We start from the raw sequence: 19,895 nt of genomic DNA on the forward strand, positions 1-19,895 counted from the left end.
AAGGCGATCCTGGGGCGCAGGATCGCTACCATGGGGTTTCCGGAGCCTGACCGGGGGACCCGGATCGCGCACGAGGAGTCCTCTTGCCAGACGAGGCCCAGCCACTGACCGCCGCAAAGCCCGAGTCCGCCTCGGCGTCCGCGGCGAAGCCCGCGCCGAGCGCGCCCCAGGCGAAGAACGACACGCGTGGGCCGATCCAGCACGCTCCGTCCGCGCCCGTCGACAAGCCGGCCGAGCAGCAGTCGCGCCCCAAGCCGCTGCCGTCCGAGCGCCCCCAGAACGCGCCCGTGGTGCGCACCCCCGCCGGACCACCCACCCGCTCCGGCTCCTCCAACCGCGTCCGCGCCCGCCTCGCCCGCCTCGGCGTCCAGCGTGCCAACCCGTACAACCCGGTGCTGGAGCCGCTGCTGCGCATAGTGCGCGGCAACGACCCCAAGATCGAGACGGCGACCCTGCGCCAGATCGAGCGCGCCTACCAGGTCGCCGAACGCTGGCACCGCGGCCAGAAGCGCAAGAGCGGCGACCCGTACATCACCCACCCCCTCGCGGTGACCACCATCCTCGCCGAGCTGGGCATGGACCCGGCGACGCTGATGGCCGGACTGCTGCACGACACCGTCGAGGACACCGAGTACGGCCTGGAGGACCTGCGCCGCGACTTCGGCGACGTGGTCACCCTGCTCGTCGACGGCGTCACCAAGCTGGACAAGGTCAAGTTCGGCGAGGCCGCGCAGGCCGAGACCGTGCGCAAGATGGTCGTCGCCATGGCCAAGGACCCGCGCGTCCTGGTCATCAAGCTCGCCGACCGCCTGCACAACATGCGCACCATGCGCTACCTCAAGCGCGAGAAGCAGGAGAAGAAGGCACGCGAGACCCTGGAGATCTACGCGCCGCTCGCCCACCGCCTGGGCATGAACACCATCAAGTGGGAGCTGGAGGACCTCGCCTTCGCGATCCTCTACCCCAAGATGTACGACGAGATCGTCCGCCTGGTCGCCGAGCGCGCCCCCAAGCGCGACGAGTACCTGGCCGTCGTCACCGACGAGGTCCAGCAGGACCTGCGCGCGGCCCGCATCAAGGCGACCGTCACCGGGCGCCCCAAGCACTACTACAGCGTCTACCAGAAGATGATCGTCCGCGGCCGGGACTTCGCGGAGATCTACGACCTGGTGGGCATCCGCGTCCTGGTGGACACCGTCCGCGACTGCTACGCGGCGCTCGGCACGGTCCACGCGCGCTGGAACCCGGTTCCGGGGCGGTTCAAGGACTACATCGCGATGCCCAAGTTCAACATGTACCAGTCGCTGCACACGACGGTCATCGGGCCGGGCGGCAAGCCGGTCGAGCTGCAGATCCGCACCTTCGACATGCACCGCCGCGCGGAGTACGGCATCGCCGCGCACTGGAAGTACAAGCAGGAGGCCGTCGCCGGCGCCTCGAAGGTGCGCACCGACGCCCCCAAGTCGTCCGGCAAGAGCAAGGACGACCACCTCAACGACATGGCGTGGCTGCGCCAGCTGCTCGACTGGCAGAAGGAGACCGAGGACCCCGGCGAGTTCCTGGAGTCCCTGCGCTTCGACCTCTCCCGCAACGAGGTCTTCGTCTTCACCCCCAAGGGCGACGTCATAGCGCTCCCCGCCGGCGCCACCCCCGTGGACTTCGCCTATGCCGTCCACACCGAGGTCGGCCACCGGACCATAGGGGCACGGGTCAACGGGCGGCTGGTCCCGCTGGAGTCCACCCTGGACAACGGCGACCTGGTGGAGGTCTTCACCTCCAAGGCGGCCGGCGCGGGCCCCTCCCGCGACTGGCTGGGCTTCGTGAAGTCGCCGCGCGCCCGCAACAAGATCCGCGCCTGGTTCTCCAAGGAGCGCCGCGACGAGGCGATCGAGCAGGGCAAGGACGCCATCGTCCGGGCCATGCGCAAGCAGAACCTGCCGATCCAGCGCATCCTCACCGGCGACTCGCTGGTCACGCTCGCGCACGAGATGCGCTACTCGGACATCTCCGCGCTGTACGCGGCGATCGGCGAGGGCCATGTCTCCGCGCAGAACATCGTGCAGAAGCTGGTCCAGGCGCTCGGCGGCGAGGAGGCCGCCACCGAGGAGATCGACGAGTCGATCCCGCCGGCCCGAGGTCGCGGCCGCAAACGCCGTGCCAACGCCGACCCGGGCGTCGTCGTCAAGGGCGTCGAGGACGTGTGGGTCAAACTGGCCCGCTGCTGTACGCCTGTCCCCGGCGACCCGATCATCGGCTTCGTCACCCGCGGCAGTGGCGTCTCCGTTCACCGCAGCGACTGCGTGAACGTGGACTCGCTCTCCCGCGAGCCCGAGCGCATCCTCGAGGTCGAGTGGGCGCCCACGCAGTCCTCGGTCTTCCTGGTCGCCATCCAGGTGGAGGCGCTGGACCGCTCCCGGCTCCTCTCGGACGTCACCCGTGTGCTGTCCGACCAGCACGTCAACATCCTCTCGGCGGCCGTCCAGACCTCCCGCGACCGCGTCGCCACCTCCCGCTTCACCTTCGAGATGGGCGACCCCAAGCACCTCGGGCACGTCCTGAAGGCCGTACGCGGCGTGGAGGGCGTCTACGACGTGTACCGGGTGACCTCGGCGCGCAGGCCGTCGTAGGCAGCCGTACAGGCACACACAGGAGAGGGGCTCCCGTACGCGATGTACGGGAGCCCCTCTCGTGTCCGGTCCGGCGACCGTCAGCCGCCGAACTCGTGCAGTCCCTTGAGCGCCTGGTCCAGCAGCGCCTGGCGGCCCTCCAGCTCACGGGCGAGCTTGTCGGCCTTGGCGTCGTTGCCCTGGGCGCGCGCCTGCTCGATCTGGGAGCGCAGCTTGTCGACGGCGGCCTGGAGCTGACCGGTGAGGCCCTCGGCACGCGCGCGTGCCTCCGGGTTGGTTCGGCGCCACTCGGCCTCCTCGGCCTCCTGCAGAGCCCGCTCGACCGCGTGCATCCGCCCCTCGACCTTCGGCCGGGCGTCGCGCGGCACGTGGCCGATGGCCTCCCAGCGCTCGTTGACCGAACGGAACGCGGCACGGGCCGCCTTGAGGTCGGTGACCGGGACGAGCTTCTCGGCCTCCTCGGCCAGCTCCTCCTTGAGCTTCAGGTTCTCCGCCTGCTCGGCGTCCCGCTCGGCGAAGACCGAGCTGCGGGCGGCGAAGAACACGTCCTGGGCGCCGCGGAAGCGGTTCCACAGGTCGTCCTCGTGCTCGCGCTGGGCGCGGCCCGCGGCCTTCCACTCGGACATCAGGTCGCGGTAGCGCGCGGCCGTCGGTCCCCAGTCCGTCGAGTTCGACAGCGCCTCGGCCTCGGAGACCAGCCGCTCCTTGGTCCTGCGGGCCTCCTCGCGCTGCGCGTCGAGCTGCGCGAAGTGCTGCTTGCGGCGCTTGGAGAACGCCGAGCGGGCGTGCGAGAAGCGGTGCCACAGCTCGTCGTCGGACTTGCGGTCCAGGCGCGGCAGGCCCTTCCAGGTGTCGACCAGGGACCGCAGCCGCTCACCGGCCGCCCGCCACTGGTCCGAGCGCGCCAGTTCTTCGGCCTCGGCGACCAGGGCCTCCTTGGCGCCGCGCGCCTCGTCGGACTGCTTGGCCCGCTGGGCCTTGCGCTCCTCGCGCCGGGCCTCCACGGACGCGACGAGCTTGTCCAGCCGGGCCCGCAGCGCGTCCAGGTCGCCGACCGCGTGGTGCGCGTCCACCTGCTCGCGCAGGTGGTCGACGGCGGCCTGGGCGTCCTTCGCCGACAGGTCGGTGGTCTTCACCCGCTTCTCGAGGAGGCCGATCTCGACAACCAGGCCTTCGTACTTGCGCTCGAAATAGGCCAGGGCCTCCTCGGGGGAGCCCGCCTGCCAGGAACCGACGACCTTCTCGCCGTCGGCCGTACGCACGTACACGGTCCCCGTCTCGTCGACGCGGCCCCACGGGTCGCTGCTCACAGCGCCTCCTCCACATGATGCCTGCGGAGGGCTTCGCTACCCCCGGGCATCGTCCACAGTTTCGTCACGGCCAACATAGGCGACCGGCGGGGGGCCTGTCCGCATCCCGCACGACCGAACTTCCGCTGATGAGGGTCAGGATTTCGTGACCGTGGCCTTGTCGATCACGACCGTCGCGTTGGGCGCGGTGTTGCCGGTCGTGGGGTCGGGTTCCTGGGCCCCGGCGGCTGCGATCTTCTTGAGGACCGTCATGCCCTTGTCGGAGACGGTGCCGAACGGTGTGTAGTCGGGCGGCAGTTGGCTGTCCTGGTAGACCAGGAAGAACTGGCTGCCCCCGGTGTCCCGCCCCTGCTGCGTCTGCGCGTTGTACTGGTTCGCCATCGCGACCGTCCCCGTCGGGTACACGTTGCCCTTGAGACTCTCGTCCTTGAGGTTCTCGTCGGGGATCGTGTAGCCGGGCCCGCCCGCGCCGGTGCCCTGGGGGTCACCGCACTGAAGGACGTAGATGCCTTCAGGCGTGAGCCGGTGGCACTTGGTGTGATCGAAGAAGCCCTTGCCCGCCAGGAAGGCGAACGAGTTGACGGTGTGCGGTGCCGCGTCCGCCTTCAGCGCGATGTCTATGTCGCCGCACGTGGTCGCCAGCTTCATCGTGTACTTCGCCGACTTGTCGATGGTCAGCGCGGGTTCCTTCTTCCAGGTCTGCGTCTTGACCTTGCCCTCGGCCGGCTTGTCGCACGGGTCCGGCGCCTTGCTGCTCGCCGAGGCGCTCGGAGTGACCTCCGCGCTCGCGTTCGTCTTGTCGTCGTCGTCCCCCAGGACCACTCCGGTCGTGTACAGCGCGACACTGCCGATCAGAATCACGCCGAGCACCGACGCGATCGCGGCGTTGCGCATGCGCGCCTTGCGTCGCGCGGAGGTGCGTCGCTGCTGCTGCCGCAAGAACTTCTCCCGGGCGAGCTGACGCCGCCGCTGCTCCTGGGTGACCACCGGGTTCTCTCCTCATGCGTCTTCGTGTGCCGACCGGTACGCGTGGGTGCGATGAGCCGACCGTGGGCGTGTAGCCCCGTACCGTATATGGGTTCGCTGAGGAATCGGCACCGCCGGTAGGCTCTGACCATGGGCGCGACCCGTTCGCAAGCCCACCCGTACCGACACAAACGAAGGACGATCGTGCTCATTGCCGGGTTCCCCGCCGGGGCCTGGGGGACGAACTGCTATCTCGTCGCCCCCGCCGCCGGTGAGGAGTGCGTGATCATCGACCCGGGCCACCAGGCGGCCCCCGGAGTCGAGGAAGCGATCCGCAAACATCGGCTCAAGCCCGTCGCCGTCGTCCTCACCCACGGCCACATCGACCACGTCGCCTCGGTCGTCCCGGTGTGCGGCGCCCACGACGTGCCGGCCTGGATCCACCCCGAGGACCGCTACATGATGAGCGACCCCGAGAAGGGAATCGGCCGCACCATCGGCATGCCGCTCATGGGCGAGCTGACCGTCGGGGAGCCGGACGACGTCAAGGAGCTGACCGACGGCGCGAAGCTGGCGCTGGCGGGCCTGGAGCTGACCGTCGCGCACGCCCCGGGCCATACCAAGGGGTCGGTGACCTTCGGCCTGCCCGAGGCGGCGGACAACCCGCCGGTCATGTTCTCGGGCGACCTGCTGTTCGCCGGCTCCATCGGACGCACCGACTTCCCCGGTGGCTCCATGGACGACATGCTCGAGTCCCTGGCACGCGTGTGCCTGCCGCTCGACGACTCCACCGTGGTGCTGCCCGGGCACAACGAGTACACGACCATCGGCCAGGAGCGCGCCACCAACCCGTATCTGCGGCAGGTGGCCGCCGGCCAGGGCGCCCCGGACGCGCCCCGACGAGGAATGTGACGAGACCTTCCGTGAGCACCTTCAAGGCCCCCAAGGGCACGTACGACCTGCTGCCGCCGGACTCCGCCAAGTTCCTGGCGGTCCGCGAGGCGATCGCCGCCCCCCTGCGCAACTCCGGCTACGGCTACATCGAGACGCCCGGTTTCGAGAACGTCGAGCTGTTCGCACGCGGCGTGGGCGAGTCCACCGACATCGTGACCAAGGAGATGTACGTCTTCGAGACCAAGGGCGGCGACCGGCTCGCCCTGCGCCCGGAGACCACCGCTCCCGTGCTGCGCGCGGTCCTTGAGGCCAACCTGCACAAGGCGGGCAACCTGCCGGTGAAGGTCTGGTACTCGGGCTCGCAGTACCGCTACGAGCGCCCCCAGAAGGGCCGTTACCGCCACTTCTCCCAGGTCGGCGCCGAGGCGATCGGTGCCGAGGACCCGGCCCTGGACGCCGAACTGATCATCCTGGCCGACCAGTCGTACCGCGCACTCGGCCTGCAGAACTTCCGTATCCTGCTCAACTCCCTGGGCGACAAGGAGTGCCGTCCCGTCTACCGGGCCGCGCTCCAGGACTTCCTGCGGGGGCTCGACCTGGACGAGGAGACCCTGCGCCGCGCCGAGATCAATCCGCTGCGCGTCCTGGACGACAAGCGCCCGGACGTGCAGAAGCAGCTCACCGACGCCCCGCTGCTGCGCGACTACCTGTGCGACGCCTGCAAGGCGTACCACGAGGAGGTGCGCGAGCTGATCACGGCGGCGGGTGTGGTCTTCGAGGACGACCCGAAGCTGGTCCGCGGCCTGGACTACTACACGCGCACGACGTTCGAGTTCGTCCACGACGGCCTCGGCTCCCAGTCCGCGGTGGGCGGCGGCGGCCGCTACGACGGCCTGTCCGAGATGATCGGCGGCCCCTCCCTGCCCTCGGTCGGCTGGGCCCTCGGTGTCGACCGCACCGTCCTCGCCCTGGAGGCGGAGGGCATCGAACTGGACATCCCGTCCGCCACCTCCGTCTTCGCGGTCCCGCTGGGCGAGGAGGCCCGCCGGATCCTGTTCGCCAAGGTCACCGAGCTGCGCAAGAACGGCGTCGCCGCCGACTTCTCCTACGGCGGCAAGGGGCTGAAGGCCGCGATGAAGGCGGCCAACCGCTCCGGTGCCCGCTACACCCTGGTCCTGGGCGAGCGCGACCTCGCCGAGGGCGTCGTCCAGCTCAAGGACATGGAGTCCGGCGAGCAGACCGCGATCGGCGTCAACGAGATCGTGGCGGAGCTGGAGTCGAGGCTCGGCTGACAGGGCGGCACCCCTCCAGGGGCACGCGTTTTCGCTCGCGTGTGCCCCTGGGGAACGGGTGGTGGCCGGAACGCGCCGCTCAGGAGTGATCGCCGATCCGTTCATAGGCTCATCGAACGGTGCCCATACAGGGTCGTGCGGCACAATGGCCCCTGCCCGAAGCAGGTCCCATCCCTCCAGTGACGGAATCGGCGTGATGAGCAAGACGACAGTGAAGGACGTCTCCACCGTGGCAGAGTCCGCGCCGGACGCCGGCGCCCGCGCCCCGCGCACCGAGGGCGGCAGCCGGGCCCTTGCGCTGCTGCTGGTGATCACGGGCGCGGCCGGCCTGCTCGCCGCCTGGGTCATCACGATCGACAAGCAGAAGATCCTCGAGGCCAAGGTCGCCGGCACCACGTTCACGCCCGGCTGCAGCCTCAACCCGGTCGTCTCCTGCGGCAACATCATGGAGAGCGACCAGGCCTCCGTCTTCGGCTTCCCCAACCCGATGCTCGGCCTCGCCGCCTACGGCATCGTCATCTGCGTCGGCATGAGCCTGCTCGCCCGCGCCACCTTCCCGCGCTGGTACTGGCTCACCTTCAACGCCGGCTGCCTGTTCGGTGTCGCGTTCGTCTCCTGGCTGCAGTTCCAGTCCCTGTACCGGATCAACTCGCTGTGCCTGTGGTGCTGCCTGGCCTGGGTCGCCACGATCCTGATGTTCTGGTACGTGACGTCCTTCAACGTCCGCAAGGGCTTCCTGCCCGCGCCGAACTGGCTGCGCGGTTTCTTCGGCGAGTTCACCTGGGTCCTGCCGGTGCTGCACATCGGCATCATCGGCATGATGATCCTCACGCGCTGGTGGGACTTCTGGACCAGCTGACGGACCCGCTGACCTCGGGGGTCCCACCTGGCCCGTCGCGTTGTCGGTGCGGTCCTTTAGGGTTCAGAGCGTGGAGCCCGATCTGTTCACCGCCGCAGCCGAAGAACGCCAGGAGAAGGACCCGACCGGCAGCCCCCTCGCCGTGCGGATGCGCCCGCGCACCCTCGACGAGGTCGTCGGCCAGCAGCACCTGCTCAAGCCCGGGTCCCCCCTGCGCCGCCTGGTCGGCGAGGGCGCGTCCGGTCCCGCGGGGCCGTCCTCGGTCATCCTCTGGGGCCCGCCGGGCACCGGCAAGACCACCCTGGCGTACGTCGTCTCCAAGGCCACCAACAAGCGGTTCGTGGAGCTGTCGGCGATCACCGCGGGCGTCAAGGAGGTCCGCGCGGTCATCGACGGCGCCCGCCGCGCGGTCGGCGGGTACGGCAAGGAGACCGTCCTCTTCCTCGACGAGATCCACCGCTTCAGCAAGGCCCAGCAGGACTCCCTGCTCCCGGCCGTCGAGAACCGCTGGGTCACCCTGATCGCCGCCACCACCGAGAACCCGTACTTCTCGGTGATCTCCCCGCTGCTCTCCCGCTCCCTCCTGCTCACCCTCGAACCCCTCACCGACGACGACGTCCGGGACCTGCTGCGCCGTGCCCTGACCGACGAGCGTGGTCTCAAGGGCGCCGTCACCCTTCCCGAGGACACCGAGGGCCACCTGCTGCGCATCGCCGGCGGGGACGCCCGCCGCGCGCTCACCGCCCTGGAGGCCGCCGCCGGAGCCGCGCTCGACAAGGGCGAGGCGGAGATCGGCCTGACCACGCTGGAGGAGACGGTCGACCGGGCCGCGGTGAAGTACGACCGCGACGGCGACCAGCACTACGACGTCGCCAGCGCCCTGATCAAGTCCATCCGCGGCTCCGACGTGGACGCCGCCCTACACTACCTGGCCCGGATGATCGAGGCCGGCGAGGACCCCCGCTTCATCGCCCGGCGTCTGATGATCTCCGCCAGCGAGGACATCGGCCTGGCCGATCCCAACGCGCTGCAGATCGCCGTGGCCGCCGCCCAGGCCGTCGCCATGATCGGCTTCCCCGAGGCCGCCCTCACCCTCAGCCACGCCACCATCGCCCTGGCCCTGGCCCCGAAGTCCAACGCCGCGACCACCGCCATCGGCGCCGCCCTCGACGACGTGCGCAAGGGGCACACCGGACCGGTTCCCGCGCACCTGCGCGACAGCCACTACAAGGGCGCCGGCAAGCTGGGGCACGGGCAGGGGTACGTGTACCCGCACGACCTGCCCGAGGGCATCGCCGCCCAGCAGTACGCCCCGGACGGGCTGAAGGACCGGACGTACTACACGCCGACCCGGCACGGCGCCGAGGCCAGATACGCGGACGCCGTGGAGTGGACCCGCGGGCACCTCGGTCGCAAGCCGTCCTGAGCAGCCTGTAGAATCACCCGGAGTGCCGAGTCCCGTGCAGTCAGAACGGGACAACCGGCCGGAACCCTTCGGGGTTCCAGGAGCGTCGCGCACCGTCGATGGTGTCGCGGGCAGCCCACCACCACCCGGCTTCCGGGAGCGGTCGGTGGGCCACTCGCGTGCTGCACGTATGTGCCCAGACCAGGGGAGCGGCTGCCCGGCAGGTCCCACGCGGACCAGGCGGGTTTCCCCGGCTGCGGATGCGACCTCCCTCAACCCTGACAAGCCGGAAATCCAGAAAAGAGACACAGACAGTGGCGAACCAGCCCCGCCCCAAGGTCAAGAAGTCGCGTGCCCTCGGCATCGCGCTGACCCCGAAGGCCGTCAAGTACTTCGAGGCCCGCCCCTACCCGCCGGGTGAGCACGGCCGCGGCCGCAAGCAGAACTCGGACTACAAGGTCCGTCTGCTCGAGAAGCAGCGTCTGCGCGCGCAGTACGACCTCAGCGAGCGCCAGCTCGTCCGCGCCTACGAGCGTGCCTCCAAGACCAACATGAAGACCGGCGAAGCCCTGGTCATCGAGCTCGAGCGCCGTCTCGACGCGCTGGTCCTGCGTTCGGGCATCGCCCGCACGATCTACCAGGCCCGCCAGATGGTCGTCCACGGCCACATCCAGGTCAACGGCCAGAAGGTCGACAAGCCGTCCTTCCGCGTCCGCCCGGACGACGTGGTGCAGGTGCGCGAGCGCTCCAAGGAGAAGACGCTCTTCACCATCGCCCGTGAGGGTGGCTTCGCCCCCGACGGCGAGACCCCGCGCTACCTCCAGGTGAACCTCAAGGCCCTGGCGTTCCGCCTGGACCGCGAGCCGAACCGCAAGGAGATCCCGGTGATCTGCGACGAGCAGCTCGTCGTCGAGTACTACGCCCGCTGATCCAGCACACACGCTGAAGCAAGCAGGCGCAGTACCACCAGCGGTACCTCAGCCCGCCGTCTCCCCGCCCTTCCGGGTGGGCGAGGCGGCGGGCTTCGCCGTCCGGGCGCCCGTCGCGGCCCGCCGCCCGGCCGTCGGGCGCGGCGCCGGCAACGAGGCCCTCACCCCGGGGCGGCGCAGGGCCCGCGCCACCGCCTCCCGGCGGCCGAGCCGCGCCCCGTGCCGTACGCACTCCTCGTACCGCTCGTCGCCCAGCTGCTCCCGGGCCGCCGCCTCGCACAGCTCGTGCGGCGCGTTGTAGTGCGCCGAGCCGAACAGCGGCAGCCCCACCGACGGCCACATCCGCCCCGCCGCGCCCTGCAGTACCGCCGCCTCCGCCGCGTCGCCCTCCGCCACCGTGACCAGCGCGAGCAGCTCCACCGCCAGCACCGAGCCCAGCTGGTCGCGGAAGCGGTGCGCACCGCCCAGGCAGTCGGCGAGCAGCTCGCGGGCGCGCACCGGGTCGCCGTCGCTCCAGGCCGCGTAGGCCAGGACGTACAGGGCGTACCCCCGGGCCCACCGCTCGCCGTGGTCCTCGCACACCTGGCGCACGTCCTCGCACAGGCGCACCGCGTCCGGCAGATCGCCCTGGAACGCCCGGGCCATCGCCAGCTCCACCTGACCCATCAGCACGTTGCTGTTCAGCTCGCCGATCTCCTGGTAGCGGTGCAGCGCGGAGCGCAACAGCGTCTCCGCGCGCGGCAGATCGTCCGTCACCAGCGCCAGGCAGCCGGTGCGGTGCTCCGCGTACGCCACCGCAGTCGGGTTCGCCGAGCGCTCCGCCTCCTCAAGGCACTCCTGGAGCGCCGCAAGCGCGGGCACCGTGTCGCCCTGCAGGATCGCCACGTAGGCGAGCACCCACAGCGCCTTCAGCCGGGACTGCTCGCCCGCCGTCGGCTCCGCGTCCAGCCGCACCGCCTGCTCCAGCCAGTGCCGCCCCTCCGACAGCCGGCCGCAGCCGACCCAGTGGAACCACAGGGCGCCCGCCAGATACTGGCCCAGGTGGGCCCCGTCCGGTTCGTTCAGGCAGTGCTCCAGGGCGCTGCGCAGATTCGGCAGCTCGGCGTCCACCCGCGCGGCGACCTCGCCCTGGCGCGGCGAGAACCATTCCAGCTCGCACCAGGTCGCCAGGCCCACGTACCAGTCCCGGTGCCGCCGCCGCAGCCGGTCCGCGTCGCCCGTCGCCGCCAGCCAGTCGGCCCCGTACGCCCGCACCGTGTCGAGCATCCGGTAGCGGACCCCCGCCGGGGACTCCTCGCGGGTCAGCACGGACTGTGCGAGCAGCGCGGAGAGCACGTCGAGCACCTCGTCGGCGGCCAGCCCGTCCCCGCTGCACACGTACTCGGCGGACTCCAGGTCGAACGGCCCGGCGAACACCGAAAGGCGTGCCCACAGCAGCCGCTCCGGCGGCGTGCACAGCTCGTGGCTCCAGCCGATCGCCGTGCGCAGTGTCCGGTGCCGGGGCAGCGCGGTGCGGTCCCCGCCCGCCAGCAGCCGGAAACGGTCGTCGAGGCGGCGCAGCACCTGTGCCGGCGACAGCGCGCCCAGGCGCCCCGCCGCCAGCTCGATCGCCAGCGGGATCCCGTCAAGACGCCGGCACAGCTCACGCACCTCCCACCGGTCCGCGTCCGGGTCGGCGTCGTAGCCGCGGACCCCGCTCCGCTGCCCGGCCCGGACCGTCAGCAGCTCCACCGCCTCCTCCGTGCCCAGCGGCGCCAGTGGGACCAGCCGCTCCCCGGCCACGTCCAGCGGCCTGCGCCCCACCGCCAGCACCCTGAGCCCAGGGGCGCGGCCCAGCAGCTCGGTCACCAGCGCCGCGCAGGCGTCCACCAGGTGCTCGACCCCGTCCAGGAGCAGCAGCAGCTCCCGCTCTGCCAGGTGCGCGAGCAGGGTCTCGCGCGGCAGCCGGGTCGTGTGGTCGGTCAGGCCCAGCGCCTCCACGACCGCGTAGTCGACGAACTCCTCGTCCCGTACCGGTGCCAGTTGGACCCGCCACACCCCGTCCCGGGGCGAGCGGCGCCCGGCGGCCCGCGCGGCCAGCCGGGACTTGCCGACGCCACCGGCCCCGGTGACGGTCACCAGCCGTGCCGAGTCCAGCACGCCGGCCAGCTCCGCGAGCTCCGTCGCTCTCCCGACGAAGGTGTCGAGCTCCAGCGGTAGATTGCCGTGCGGGATGCCGTCGCGCCGAAGGTCTCGCATGAAACACGGAGCGTACTGAACCGTATTCACTCCGTACAATCGCTTCGCGCGACTCGCCCGCACCGCGCCGCGCGCGACGGGGAATCCGGTACGGAGCCCCGCGCCCGGCGCGATAGGCTCGGTGCACGACTTTCCCGATGTTCAGGCACGTCTTTCAGGGAGCGGGTGCACACAGTGTCCGGTGGCGAGGTGGCCGGGATCCTGGTGGCCGTCTTCTGGGCGATCCTGGTCTCCTTCCTCGCCGTCGCACTGGCGAGGCTGGCCCAGACGCTCAGGACGACCACCAAGCTCGTGGCGGACGTGACCGACCAGGCGGTTCCGCTGCTGGCCGATGCCTCGGCGGCGGTGCGCAGCGCGCAGACCCAGATCGACCGGGTCGACGCGATCGCCTCCGACGTCCAGGAGGTCACCTCGAACGCGTCCGCGCTGTCCACCACCGTGGCCTCCACCTTCGGCGGCCCGCTGGTCAAGGTCGCGGCGTTCGGGTACGGCGTGCGCCGGGCACTCGGCGGTCGCAAGGAGGACATGTCCGCCCCGGCCGCCCAGGCGCGGCGCACCGTGATCGTGGGCCGTACGCTCCCGGCCGCGCGGCGGACGAAGCGGAAGAAGGGCTGACCGAGCGATGTTCCGCCGTACGTTCTGGTTCGGCACCGGCGTGGCCGCCGGTGTGTGGGCCACCACCAAGGTCAACCGGAAGCTCAAGCAGCTCACCCCCGACAGCCTCGCCGCCACCGCGGCGAACAAGGCGCTCGACGTGGGCACCCGGGTCAAGGACCGCGCGGTGGGTTTCGCGCTCGACGTCCGCGACAACATGGCCCAGCGGGAGGCCGAACTGGACGACGCGCTGGGCCTGAACGCCCCCGTCGACCCCGGACTCCCCGCCCCCCGGCGCCGCTACGCCATCGAGAACGACAACAGCAGCAACCCGAAGTACGTCGTCGACGACCAGGCGACGTACTCGCACAACCGGAATGAGGACCACTGATGGAGTCGGCCGAGATTCGTCGCCGCTGGTTGAGCTTCTTCGAGGAGCGCGGTCACACCGTCGTCCCTTCGGCGTCGCTCATCGCGGACGACCCGACTCTGCTCCTGGTCCCGGCCGGCATGGTGCCGTTCAAGCCCTACTTCCTGGGTGAGGTCAAGCCGCCCTTCGACCGCGCCACCAGCGTCCAGAAGTGCGTGCGCACGCCGGACATCGAAGAGGTCGGCAAGACCACCCGCCACGGCACCTTCTTCCAGATGTGCGGCAACTTCTCCTTCGGCGACTACTTCAAGGAAGGCGCCATCAAGTACGCCTGGGAGCTGCTCACCAGCCCCCAGGACAAGGGCGGTTACGGCCTCGACCCCGAGCGCCTGTGGATCACCGTGTACAAGGACGACGACGAGGCCGAGCGCATCTGGCACGACGTCGTGGGCGTCCCCTCCGAGCGCATCCAGCGCCTCGGCAAGAAGGACAACTACTGGTCCATGGGCGTCCCCGGCCCCTGCGGCCCCTGCTCCGAGATCAACTACGACCGCGGCCCCGAGTTCGGCGCCGAGGGCGGCCCCGCCGTCAACGACGAGCGGTACGTGGAGATCTGGAACCTCGTCTTCATGCAGTACGAGCGGGGCGAGGGCATCGGCAAGGAGGAGTTCGAGATCCTCGGCGAACTGCCGAGCAAGAACATCGACACGGGCCTCGGCCTGGAACGCCTCGCCATGATTCTGCAGGGCGTGCAGAACATGTACGAGATCGACACCTCCATGGCCGTCATCAACAAGGCCACCGAACTGACCGGTGTGGCCTACGGCGACGCCCAGGCCTCGGACGTCTCCCTGCGCGTGGTCACCGACCACATGCGCACCTCCGTGATGCTCATCGGCGACGGCGTCACCCCCGGCAACGAGGGCCGCGGCTACGTGCTGCGCCGCATCATGCGCCGCGCCATCCGCAACATGCGGCTCCTCGGCGCCACCGGGCCGGTCGTCAAGGACCTGATCGACGTCGTGATCGGCATGATGGGGCAGCAGTACCCCGAGCTGGTCACCGACCGCGAGCGGATCGAGAAGGTCGCCCTCGCCGAGGAGAACGCCTTCCTCAAGACGCTGAAGGCCGGCACCAACATCCTCGACACCGCGGTCAGCGACACCAAGGCCTCCGGTGGCACCGTCCTCGCCGGCGACAAGGCCTTCCTGCTCCACGACACCTGGGGCTTCCCGATCGATCTCACCCTGGAGATGGCCGCCGAGCAGGGCCTCTCCGTGGACGAGGACGGCTTCCGCCGCCTGATGAAGGAGCAGCGGGAGCGCGCCAAGGCCGACGCCCAGGCCAAGAAGACCGGCCACGCCGGTGCGGGTGCCTACCGGGAGATCGCCGACAAGGCCGGCGCCACCGACTTCGTCGGCTACACCGACACCGAGAGCGAGTCCACGATCGTCGGCATCCTCGTCGACGGCGCCTCATCCCCGGCCGCCACCGAGGGCGACGAGGTCGAGATCGTCCTGGACCGCACCCCGTTCTACGCCGAGGGCGGCGGCCAGATCGGCGACACCGGCCGGATCCGGGTCGACACCGGTGCCGTCATCGAGATCCGCGACTGCCAGAAGCCGGTGCCGGGCGTGTACGTCCACAAGGGCGTCGTGCAGGTCGGCGAGGTCACCGTCGGTGCCAAGGCCCAGGCCTCCATCGACGACCGCCGCCGCAAGGCCATCGCCCGCGCCCACTCGGCCACCCACCTCACCCACCAGGCCCTGCGCGACGCGCTCGGCCCGACGGCCGCCCAGGCCGGTTCCGAGAACCAGCCCGGCCGCTTCCGCTTCGACTTCGGCTCGCCGTCCGCCGTGCCCACGGCCGTGATGACCGACGTCGAGCAGAAGATCAACGAGGTGCTCGCCCGCGACCTCGACGTGCGCGCCGACGTCATGGGCATCGACGAGGCCAAGAAGCAGGGTGCCATCGCCGAGTTCGGCGAGAAGTACGGCGAGCGCGTGCGCGTCGTCACCATCGGCGACTTCTCCAAGGAGCTGTGCGGCGGCACCCACGTGCACAACACCGCCCAGCTCGGCCTGGTCAAGCTGCTCGGCGAGTCCTCCATCGGCTCCGGCGTGCGCCGCATCGAGGCCCTGGTCGGCGTGGACGCCTACAGCTTCCTCGCCCGCGAGCACACGGTCGTCGCCCAGCTCCAGGAGCTGATCAAGGGCCGTCCGGAGGAGCTGCCGGAGAAGGTCTCCGCGATGCTCGGCAAGCTCAAGGACGCCGAGAAGGAGATCGAGAAGTTCCGCGCGGAGAAGGTCCTCCAGGCCGCCGGCGGTCTCGCCGACTCCGCCAAGGACGTGCGCGGCGTGGCCCTGGTGACCGGCCAGGTCCCCGACGGCACCACCGCCGACGACCTGCGCAAGCTGGTCCTCGACGTGCGCGGCCGCATCCAGGGCGGACGGGCCGCGGTCGTGGCCCTGTTCACCACGGTGGGCGGCAAGCCCCTCACGGTCATCGCCACCAACGACGCCGCACGCGAGCGCGGCCTCAAGGCCGGTGACCTGGTGCGCACCGCCGCCAAGACCCTCGGCGGCGGTGGCGGCGGGAAGCCGGACGTCGCGCAGGGCGGTGGCCAGAACCCGGCCGCCATCGGCGACGCCGTCGACGCCGTCGAGCGCCTCGTGGCGGACTCCGCCAAGTGAGCACGCCCGAGAACGACCAGGCGGGCGGCCCGGTGATGCGCCGTGGCCGCCGCCTGGCGATCGACGTCGGCGACGCCCGGATCGGGGTCGCCTCGTGCGACCCCGACGGGATCCTCGCCACCCCGGTGGAGACGGTCCCCGGCCGCGACGTCCCGGCGGCGCACCGCCGCCTCAGGCAGCTGGTCGCGGAGTACGAGCCCATCGAGGTCGTCGTCGGCCTCCCTCGCTCCCTCAAGGGGGGCGAGGGCCCGGCCGCGGCCAAGGTCAGGCGCTTCACGCAGGAGCTGGCCCGCGGCATCGCCCCGGTCCCGGTCCGGCTCGTCGACGAGCGGATGACGACGGTCACCGCCGGCCAGGGGCTGCGCGCCTCGGGAGTGAAGTCCAAGAAGGGCCGGTCCGTCATCGACCAGGCCGCGGCCGTGATCATCCTCCAGCAGGCCCTGGAATCCGAACGGGTGTCAGGCAGGCCACCCGGCGAGGGCGTCGAAGTGGTCATCTGATCGCGGTACGGTAACGTTCCGCGCGATGCGGAGGCATTCGAACAGCCACCGCACAGCAAGAGGCGGAACGGAAGCGGGCCCTTCGGCACAGGCCACGCCGCCCGTCGCCTCGCGGCTCTAGGGGATCGATGACTGAGTATGGCCGGGGCCCAGGCTCCGAACCGTGGCATCCGGAGGACCCGTTGTACGGGGACGGCGGATGGGGCGGACAGCAGGCCCATACGGGTCAGCAGTCCCCCTACGGCGGCCAGCCGCAGCAGTATCCGGAGCAGCAGGCGCAGCAGCAGTACGGCGACTGGAGCAACGGCGGCCAGTCGTCGTACGGCGGCGGGCAGCCCTCGTACGACCAGTACGGCCACCAGCACCCCGAGCCGCAGTACGACCAGTACGGCAACCAGTACGACCAGCACCAGCACCAGTACGGTCAGCAGCAGTACGACCAGCAGTACGCACCCCAGGCCCAGCCGCAGCAGGGTTACGACGACGGCGGCTGGGGCGGCGGCGCCCAACCGCAGGCGCACTACCCGGCCGACCCGTCCGACCCCTACGGACAGCAGGCCGGCGGCTACGGCGCCGAACAGCCCGACTTCTACGGCACCCCCGAGGCGTACCCGCCGCCGGAGCCGCCCACCCGCCGGCGCGCCGAGCCCGAGCCGCAGCGCACCGACTGGGATCCCGGACCGGACGAGGGGGAGCACGCCTTCTTCGCGGGCGGCGACGGTGACGACGACGCGGCGGACGACGGCCGCGAGGACCGCGGGGACCGCAGGACCCGGGGTGGCGGCAAGCCGAAGAAACGCCGCAGCGGATGCGCCTGCCTGGTGGTCTGCCTGGTGCTCGGCGGCGGCGTGGCCGGTGTCGGATATTTCGGCTACCAGTTTTACCAGGATCGTTTCGGCGCGGCGCCGGACTTCGCGGGCGACGGCAACGGCGAGCAGGTCACCGTCACCATTCCCAAGGGCGCGGGCGGCTCCACGATCGGCCAGGAACTCAAACGCCAGGGCGTGGTGAAGAGCGTCGACGCCTTCATCGCCGCCCAGCAGAGCAACCCGCGTGGCAAGAGCATCCAGGACGGCGTGTACACGCTGCAGAAGGAGATGTCGGCCGAGAGCGCGGTCGAACTCCTGCTCAGTCCGAAGAGCCGCAGCAACCTGATCATCGCCGAGGGATGGCGGAACGCCCGTATTTACGAGCTCATCGACAAACGCCTCGAGGTGAAGGCGGGCACCACCGCCAAGGTCGCCAAGTCCCAGTACAAGGAACTCGGCCTGCCGGAATGGGCGCTGAACCACAAGAACGTCAAGGATCCGCTGGAGGGCTTCCTCTACCCGTCCAGCTACTCGGCGGCCAAGGGGCAGAAGCCCGAGGACGTGCTCAAGCAGATGGTGGCACGCGCCAGCGAGCAGTACGAGAAGATCGGCCTCGAGCAGAAGGCGGAGGGTCTCGGCCTGGAGGGCCCGTGGGAGCTGCTCACCGCCGCGAGCCTGGTGCAGGCGGAGGGCAAGACGCACGACGACTTCCGCAAGATGGCCGAGGTCATCTACAACAGGCTCAAGACCGACAACACCGAGACGAACCAGAAGCTCCAGTTCGACTCGACCTTCAACTACCTCATGGGTCAGAGCGAGATCCACATCAGCGAGTCCGAGATCAACACCAACCCGGACCCGTACAACACCTACTACCACCGGGGCCTGCCGCCCGGACCCATCGGCAACCCCGGCGAAGAGGCCCTGCAAGCGGCGCTCAACCCCACCAAGGACGGCTGGATCTACTTCGTGGCCACCGACGGCGTGAAGAAGACCGAGTTCGCCAAGACCCACGACGAGTTCCTGAAGCTGAAGGACAAGTTCGATGCCAGCTCCGGCAACTGACCGGCGTCGGGCCGCCGTACTCGGCTCCCCGATCGCCCACTCCCTCTCCCCGGTGCTGCACCGCGCCGCCTACGCCGAGCTGGGCCTCGCGGACTGGACGTACGACCGCTTCGACGTGGACGAGGCGGCCCTGCCGGGCTTCTTCGAGGGGCTGGGGCCCGAGTGGGCGGGGCTGTCGCTGACCATGCCGCTCAAGCGGGCGGTGATCCCGCTGCTCGACTCGGTCAGTGAGACGGCGGCCTCCGTGGACGCGGTGAACACCGTCGTCTTCGCCGAGGACGGCCGCAGGACCGGTGACAACACCGACATCCCCGGCATCGTCGCCGCCCTGCGCGAGCACGGCATCGAAAAGGTCGAGACTGCCGCGATCCTCGGCGCCGGCGCCACCGCGTCCTCCGCGCTCGCCGCGCTGGCCCGCATCTGCACCGGCGAGGTCACCGTCTACGTGCGCAGCGCGGCGCGCGCCGCCGAGATGCGGGGCTGGGCGGAACGGCTCGACGTCGACGTACGCCTCGCCGGCTGGGCGGACGCCGAGGAAGCACTGCGCTCCCCGCTGGTCGTGGCCACCACCCCGGCCGGTGCCACCGACGCGCTCGCGGCCGCCGTCCCCGAGATGCCCACCACGCTCTTCGACGTGCTCTACGACCCCTGGCCCACCGCGCTCGCCGCCCGCTGGTCGGCGCACGGCGGGGCCGTCGTCAGCGGCCTCGACCTGCTGCTCCACCAGGCGGTGCTCCAGGTGGAGCAGATGACCGGCCGGGCTCCCGCGCCGCTGGCCGCCATGCGAAAAGCGGGGGAGCACGCGCTCGCGGATCGCTAGTATCCCTCCGGTTCCGCAGGGGGCGGGACGGGAGGGGAAGACGATCCATGTACACAGGCCTGCCGCTGGCATCCGCCAAGACCCAGATCTTCGAGGCCGTCCTGGGCTTCCTGCCCGACTGGGTGCAGATCACGGTGCTCGCGCTGATCGTGCTCGCCGTCCTCGCGAGCTGGGTGGTCAAGATGAAGCGCGGGATCGCCCGGCGGCGCGCGCGGAGCGCGGGCCGGGCCCTGCCCGGGACGGCGCCGTACGACCAGGGCAGCGGGGCCGACCACCTGGGTCCCTACGCGCCGGCGCAGCGGCAGGAGAGCGGCGCCGATTTCCTCGGGCCCTACGCGCCGCCGCAGCGGCAGGAGAGCGGCGCCGACCACCTCGGTACCTACGCGCCGGCGCAGCAGCAGGGCGACCGTCCCGTCTGATGCCTCCCGGGTCCGTCCGTGCGTCCGTCAGATGGACCGGCGGCCGGGTCCGGCGGCCGAACGTGGGAGGATCGGAGGCGGCGGACCGGGGCCGCGCACCCGGTC

16 protein-coding genes are annotated in these 19,895 nt (G+C 70.9%); 13 read left to right on the top strand and 3 right to left on the bottom strand.

The genetic code is table 11. The features are described 5' to 3' along the window. Window positions 1-83 precede the first annotated feature (83 nt). Entirely contained in the window at window positions 84-2,627 is a 2,544-nt protein-coding gene (gene relA / locus ABS735_RS10650; RefSeq protein WP_373906338.1) for a GTP pyrophosphokinase, read from the top strand. An 80-nt stretch (window positions 2,628-2,707) separates the two neighbouring features. On the opposite strand, the gene ABS735_RS10655 is transcribed toward relA, so the two are convergent. Both ABS735_RS10655 and ABS735_RS10660 read right to left on the bottom strand, forming a co-directional pair. Continuing rightward, entirely contained in the window at window positions 2,708-3,937 is a 1,230-nt protein-coding gene (locus ABS735_RS10655) for a DUF349 domain-containing protein (protein ID WP_373906337.1), read from the bottom strand. 135 nt (window positions 3,938-4,072) lie between these two features. Beyond that, window positions 4,073-4,924: a peptidylprolyl isomerase gene (locus ABS735_RS10660; RefSeq protein ID WP_373906336.1), complete on the bottom strand. Its 852-nt coding sequence runs from the start codon at window positions 4,922-4,924 to the stop codon at window positions 4,073-4,075. 183 nt (window positions 4,925-5,107) lie between these two features. Between ABS735_RS10660 and ABS735_RS10665 the strand changes: the two genes are divergently transcribed. From ABS735_RS10665 to rpsD, 5 genes are all read left to right on the top strand, one after another. After that, window positions 5,108-5,815: an MBL fold metallo-hydrolase gene (locus tag ABS735_RS10665; protein ID WP_373906335.1), complete on the top strand. Its 708-nt coding sequence runs from the start codon at window positions 5,108-5,110 to the stop codon at window positions 5,813-5,815. Between the two features lie 11 nt (window positions 5,816-5,826). Then, on the top strand, window positions 5,827-7,089 hold the full coding sequence (gene hisS / locus ABS735_RS10670; protein ID WP_373906334.1) for a histidine--tRNA ligase: 1,263 nt from the start codon (window positions 5,827-5,829) through the stop codon (window positions 7,087-7,089). 196 nt (window positions 7,090-7,285) lie between these two features. Next, entirely contained in the window at window positions 7,286-7,948 is a 663-nt protein-coding gene (locus tag ABS735_RS10675; RefSeq protein ID WP_373906333.1) for a vitamin K epoxide reductase family protein, read from the top strand. A 70-nt stretch (window positions 7,949-8,018) separates the two neighbouring features. After that, a complete protein-coding gene (locus ABS735_RS10680; protein WP_373906332.1) occupies window positions 8,019-9,374 on the top strand; it encodes a replication-associated recombination protein A in 1,356 nt (451 codons plus the stop codon). 293 nt (window positions 9,375-9,667) lie between these two features. Then, a complete protein-coding gene (rpsD, locus tag ABS735_RS10685) occupies window positions 9,668-10,282 on the top strand; it encodes a 30S ribosomal protein S4 (protein ID WP_003977321.1) in 615 nt (204 codons plus the stop codon). A gap of 48 nt (window positions 10,283-10,330) precedes the next feature. On the opposite strand, the gene ABS735_RS10690 is transcribed toward rpsD, so the two are convergent. Next, a complete protein-coding gene (locus tag ABS735_RS10690; RefSeq protein WP_373906331.1) occupies window positions 10,331-12,520 on the bottom strand; it encodes an ATP-binding protein in 2,190 nt (729 codons plus the stop codon). Window positions 12,521-12,685: 165 nt separating this feature from the next. Here ABS735_RS10690 and ABS735_RS10695 point away from each other — a divergent pair, with 165 nt between their 5' ends. From ABS735_RS10695 to ABS735_RS10725, 7 genes are all read left to right on the top strand, one after another. Continuing rightward, complete coding sequence (locus ABS735_RS10695) at window positions 12,686-13,135, top strand: DUF948 domain-containing protein (protein WP_076973493.1); 450 nt, start codon at window positions 12,686-12,688, stop codon at window positions 13,133-13,135. A 7-nt stretch (window positions 13,136-13,142) separates the two neighbouring features. Beyond that, the gene (locus ABS735_RS10700) at window positions 13,143-13,505 is read left to right on the top strand and encodes a hypothetical protein (protein WP_373906330.1); all 363 of its coding nucleotides are present in this window, start codon (window positions 13,143-13,145) and stop codon (window positions 13,503-13,505) included. Then, window positions 13,505-16,177 carry an alanine--tRNA ligase gene (gene alaS, locus ABS735_RS10705; RefSeq protein WP_373906329.1) on the top strand — a complete coding sequence of 891 codons (2,673 nt, stop codon included), beginning with the start codon at window positions 13,505-13,507 and terminating at the stop codon, window positions 16,175-16,177. Before ABS735_RS10700 ends, alaS begins: the two co-directional genes overlap by 1 nt. 35 nt (window positions 16,178-16,212) lie before the next feature. Continuing rightward, window positions 16,213-16,677 (top strand): Holliday junction resolvase RuvX, encoded by a 465-nt coding sequence (gene ruvX / locus ABS735_RS10710; RefSeq protein WP_373906570.1) that lies wholly within the window; start codon window positions 16,213-16,215, stop codon window positions 16,675-16,677. Between the two features lie 128 nt (window positions 16,678-16,805). Beyond that, the gene (mltG, locus tag ABS735_RS10715; RefSeq protein ID WP_373906328.1) at window positions 16,806-18,551 is read left to right on the top strand and encodes an endolytic transglycosylase MltG; all 1,746 of its coding nucleotides are present in this window, start codon (window positions 16,806-16,808) and stop codon (window positions 18,549-18,551) included. Further along, window positions 18,532-19,371 carry a shikimate dehydrogenase gene (locus ABS735_RS10720; RefSeq protein WP_373906327.1) on the top strand — a complete coding sequence of 280 codons (840 nt, stop codon included), beginning with the start codon at window positions 18,532-18,534 and terminating at the stop codon, window positions 19,369-19,371. Before mltG ends, ABS735_RS10720 begins: the two co-directional genes overlap by 20 nt. A gap of 47 nt (window positions 19,372-19,418) precedes the next feature. Then, window positions 19,419-19,790 carry a hypothetical protein gene (locus ABS735_RS10725; protein WP_373906326.1) on the top strand — a complete coding sequence of 124 codons (372 nt, stop codon included), beginning with the start codon at window positions 19,419-19,421 and terminating at the stop codon, window positions 19,788-19,790. Window positions 19,791-19,895: the final 105 nt, after the last annotated feature.

Source organism: Streptomyces sp. MMCC 100, assembly GCF_041538145.2.
Classification (GTDB): Bacteria; Actinomycetota; Actinomycetes; order Streptomycetales; family Streptomycetaceae; genus Streptomyces.

What these genes read in the sequence shown, in the direction of transcription:
- ABS735_RS10675 (WP_373906333.1), top strand. Translation starts at nt 7,286, where the DNA reads ATGAGCAAGACGACAGTGAAGGACGTCTCCACCGTGGCAGAGTCCGCG.
- ABS735_RS10690 (WP_373906331.1), bottom strand. Translation starts at nt 12,520, where the DNA reads ATGCGAGACCTTCGGCGCGACGGCATCCCGCACGGCAATCTACCGCTG.
- ABS735_RS10700 (WP_373906330.1), top strand. Translation starts at nt 13,143, where the DNA reads ATGTTCCGCCGTACGTTCTGGTTCGGCACCGGCGTGGCCGCCGGTGTG.
- alaS (WP_373906329.1), top strand. Translation starts at nt 13,505, where the DNA reads ATGGAGTCGGCCGAGATTCGTCGCCGCTGGTTGAGCTTCTTCGAGGAG.
- ruvX (WP_373906570.1), top strand. Translation starts at nt 16,213, where the DNA reads ATGCGCCGTGGCCGCCGCCTGGCGATCGACGTCGGCGACGCCCGGATC.
- mltG (WP_373906328.1), top strand. Translation starts at nt 16,806, where the DNA reads ATGACTGAGTATGGCCGGGGCCCAGGCTCCGAACCGTGGCATCCGGAG.
- ABS735_RS10720 (WP_373906327.1), top strand. Translation starts at nt 18,532, where the DNA reads ATGCCAGCTCCGGCAACTGACCGGCGTCGGGCCGCCGTACTCGGCTCC.
- ABS735_RS10725 (WP_373906326.1), top strand. Translation starts at nt 19,419, where the DNA reads ATGTACACAGGCCTGCCGCTGGCATCCGCCAAGACCCAGATCTTCGAG.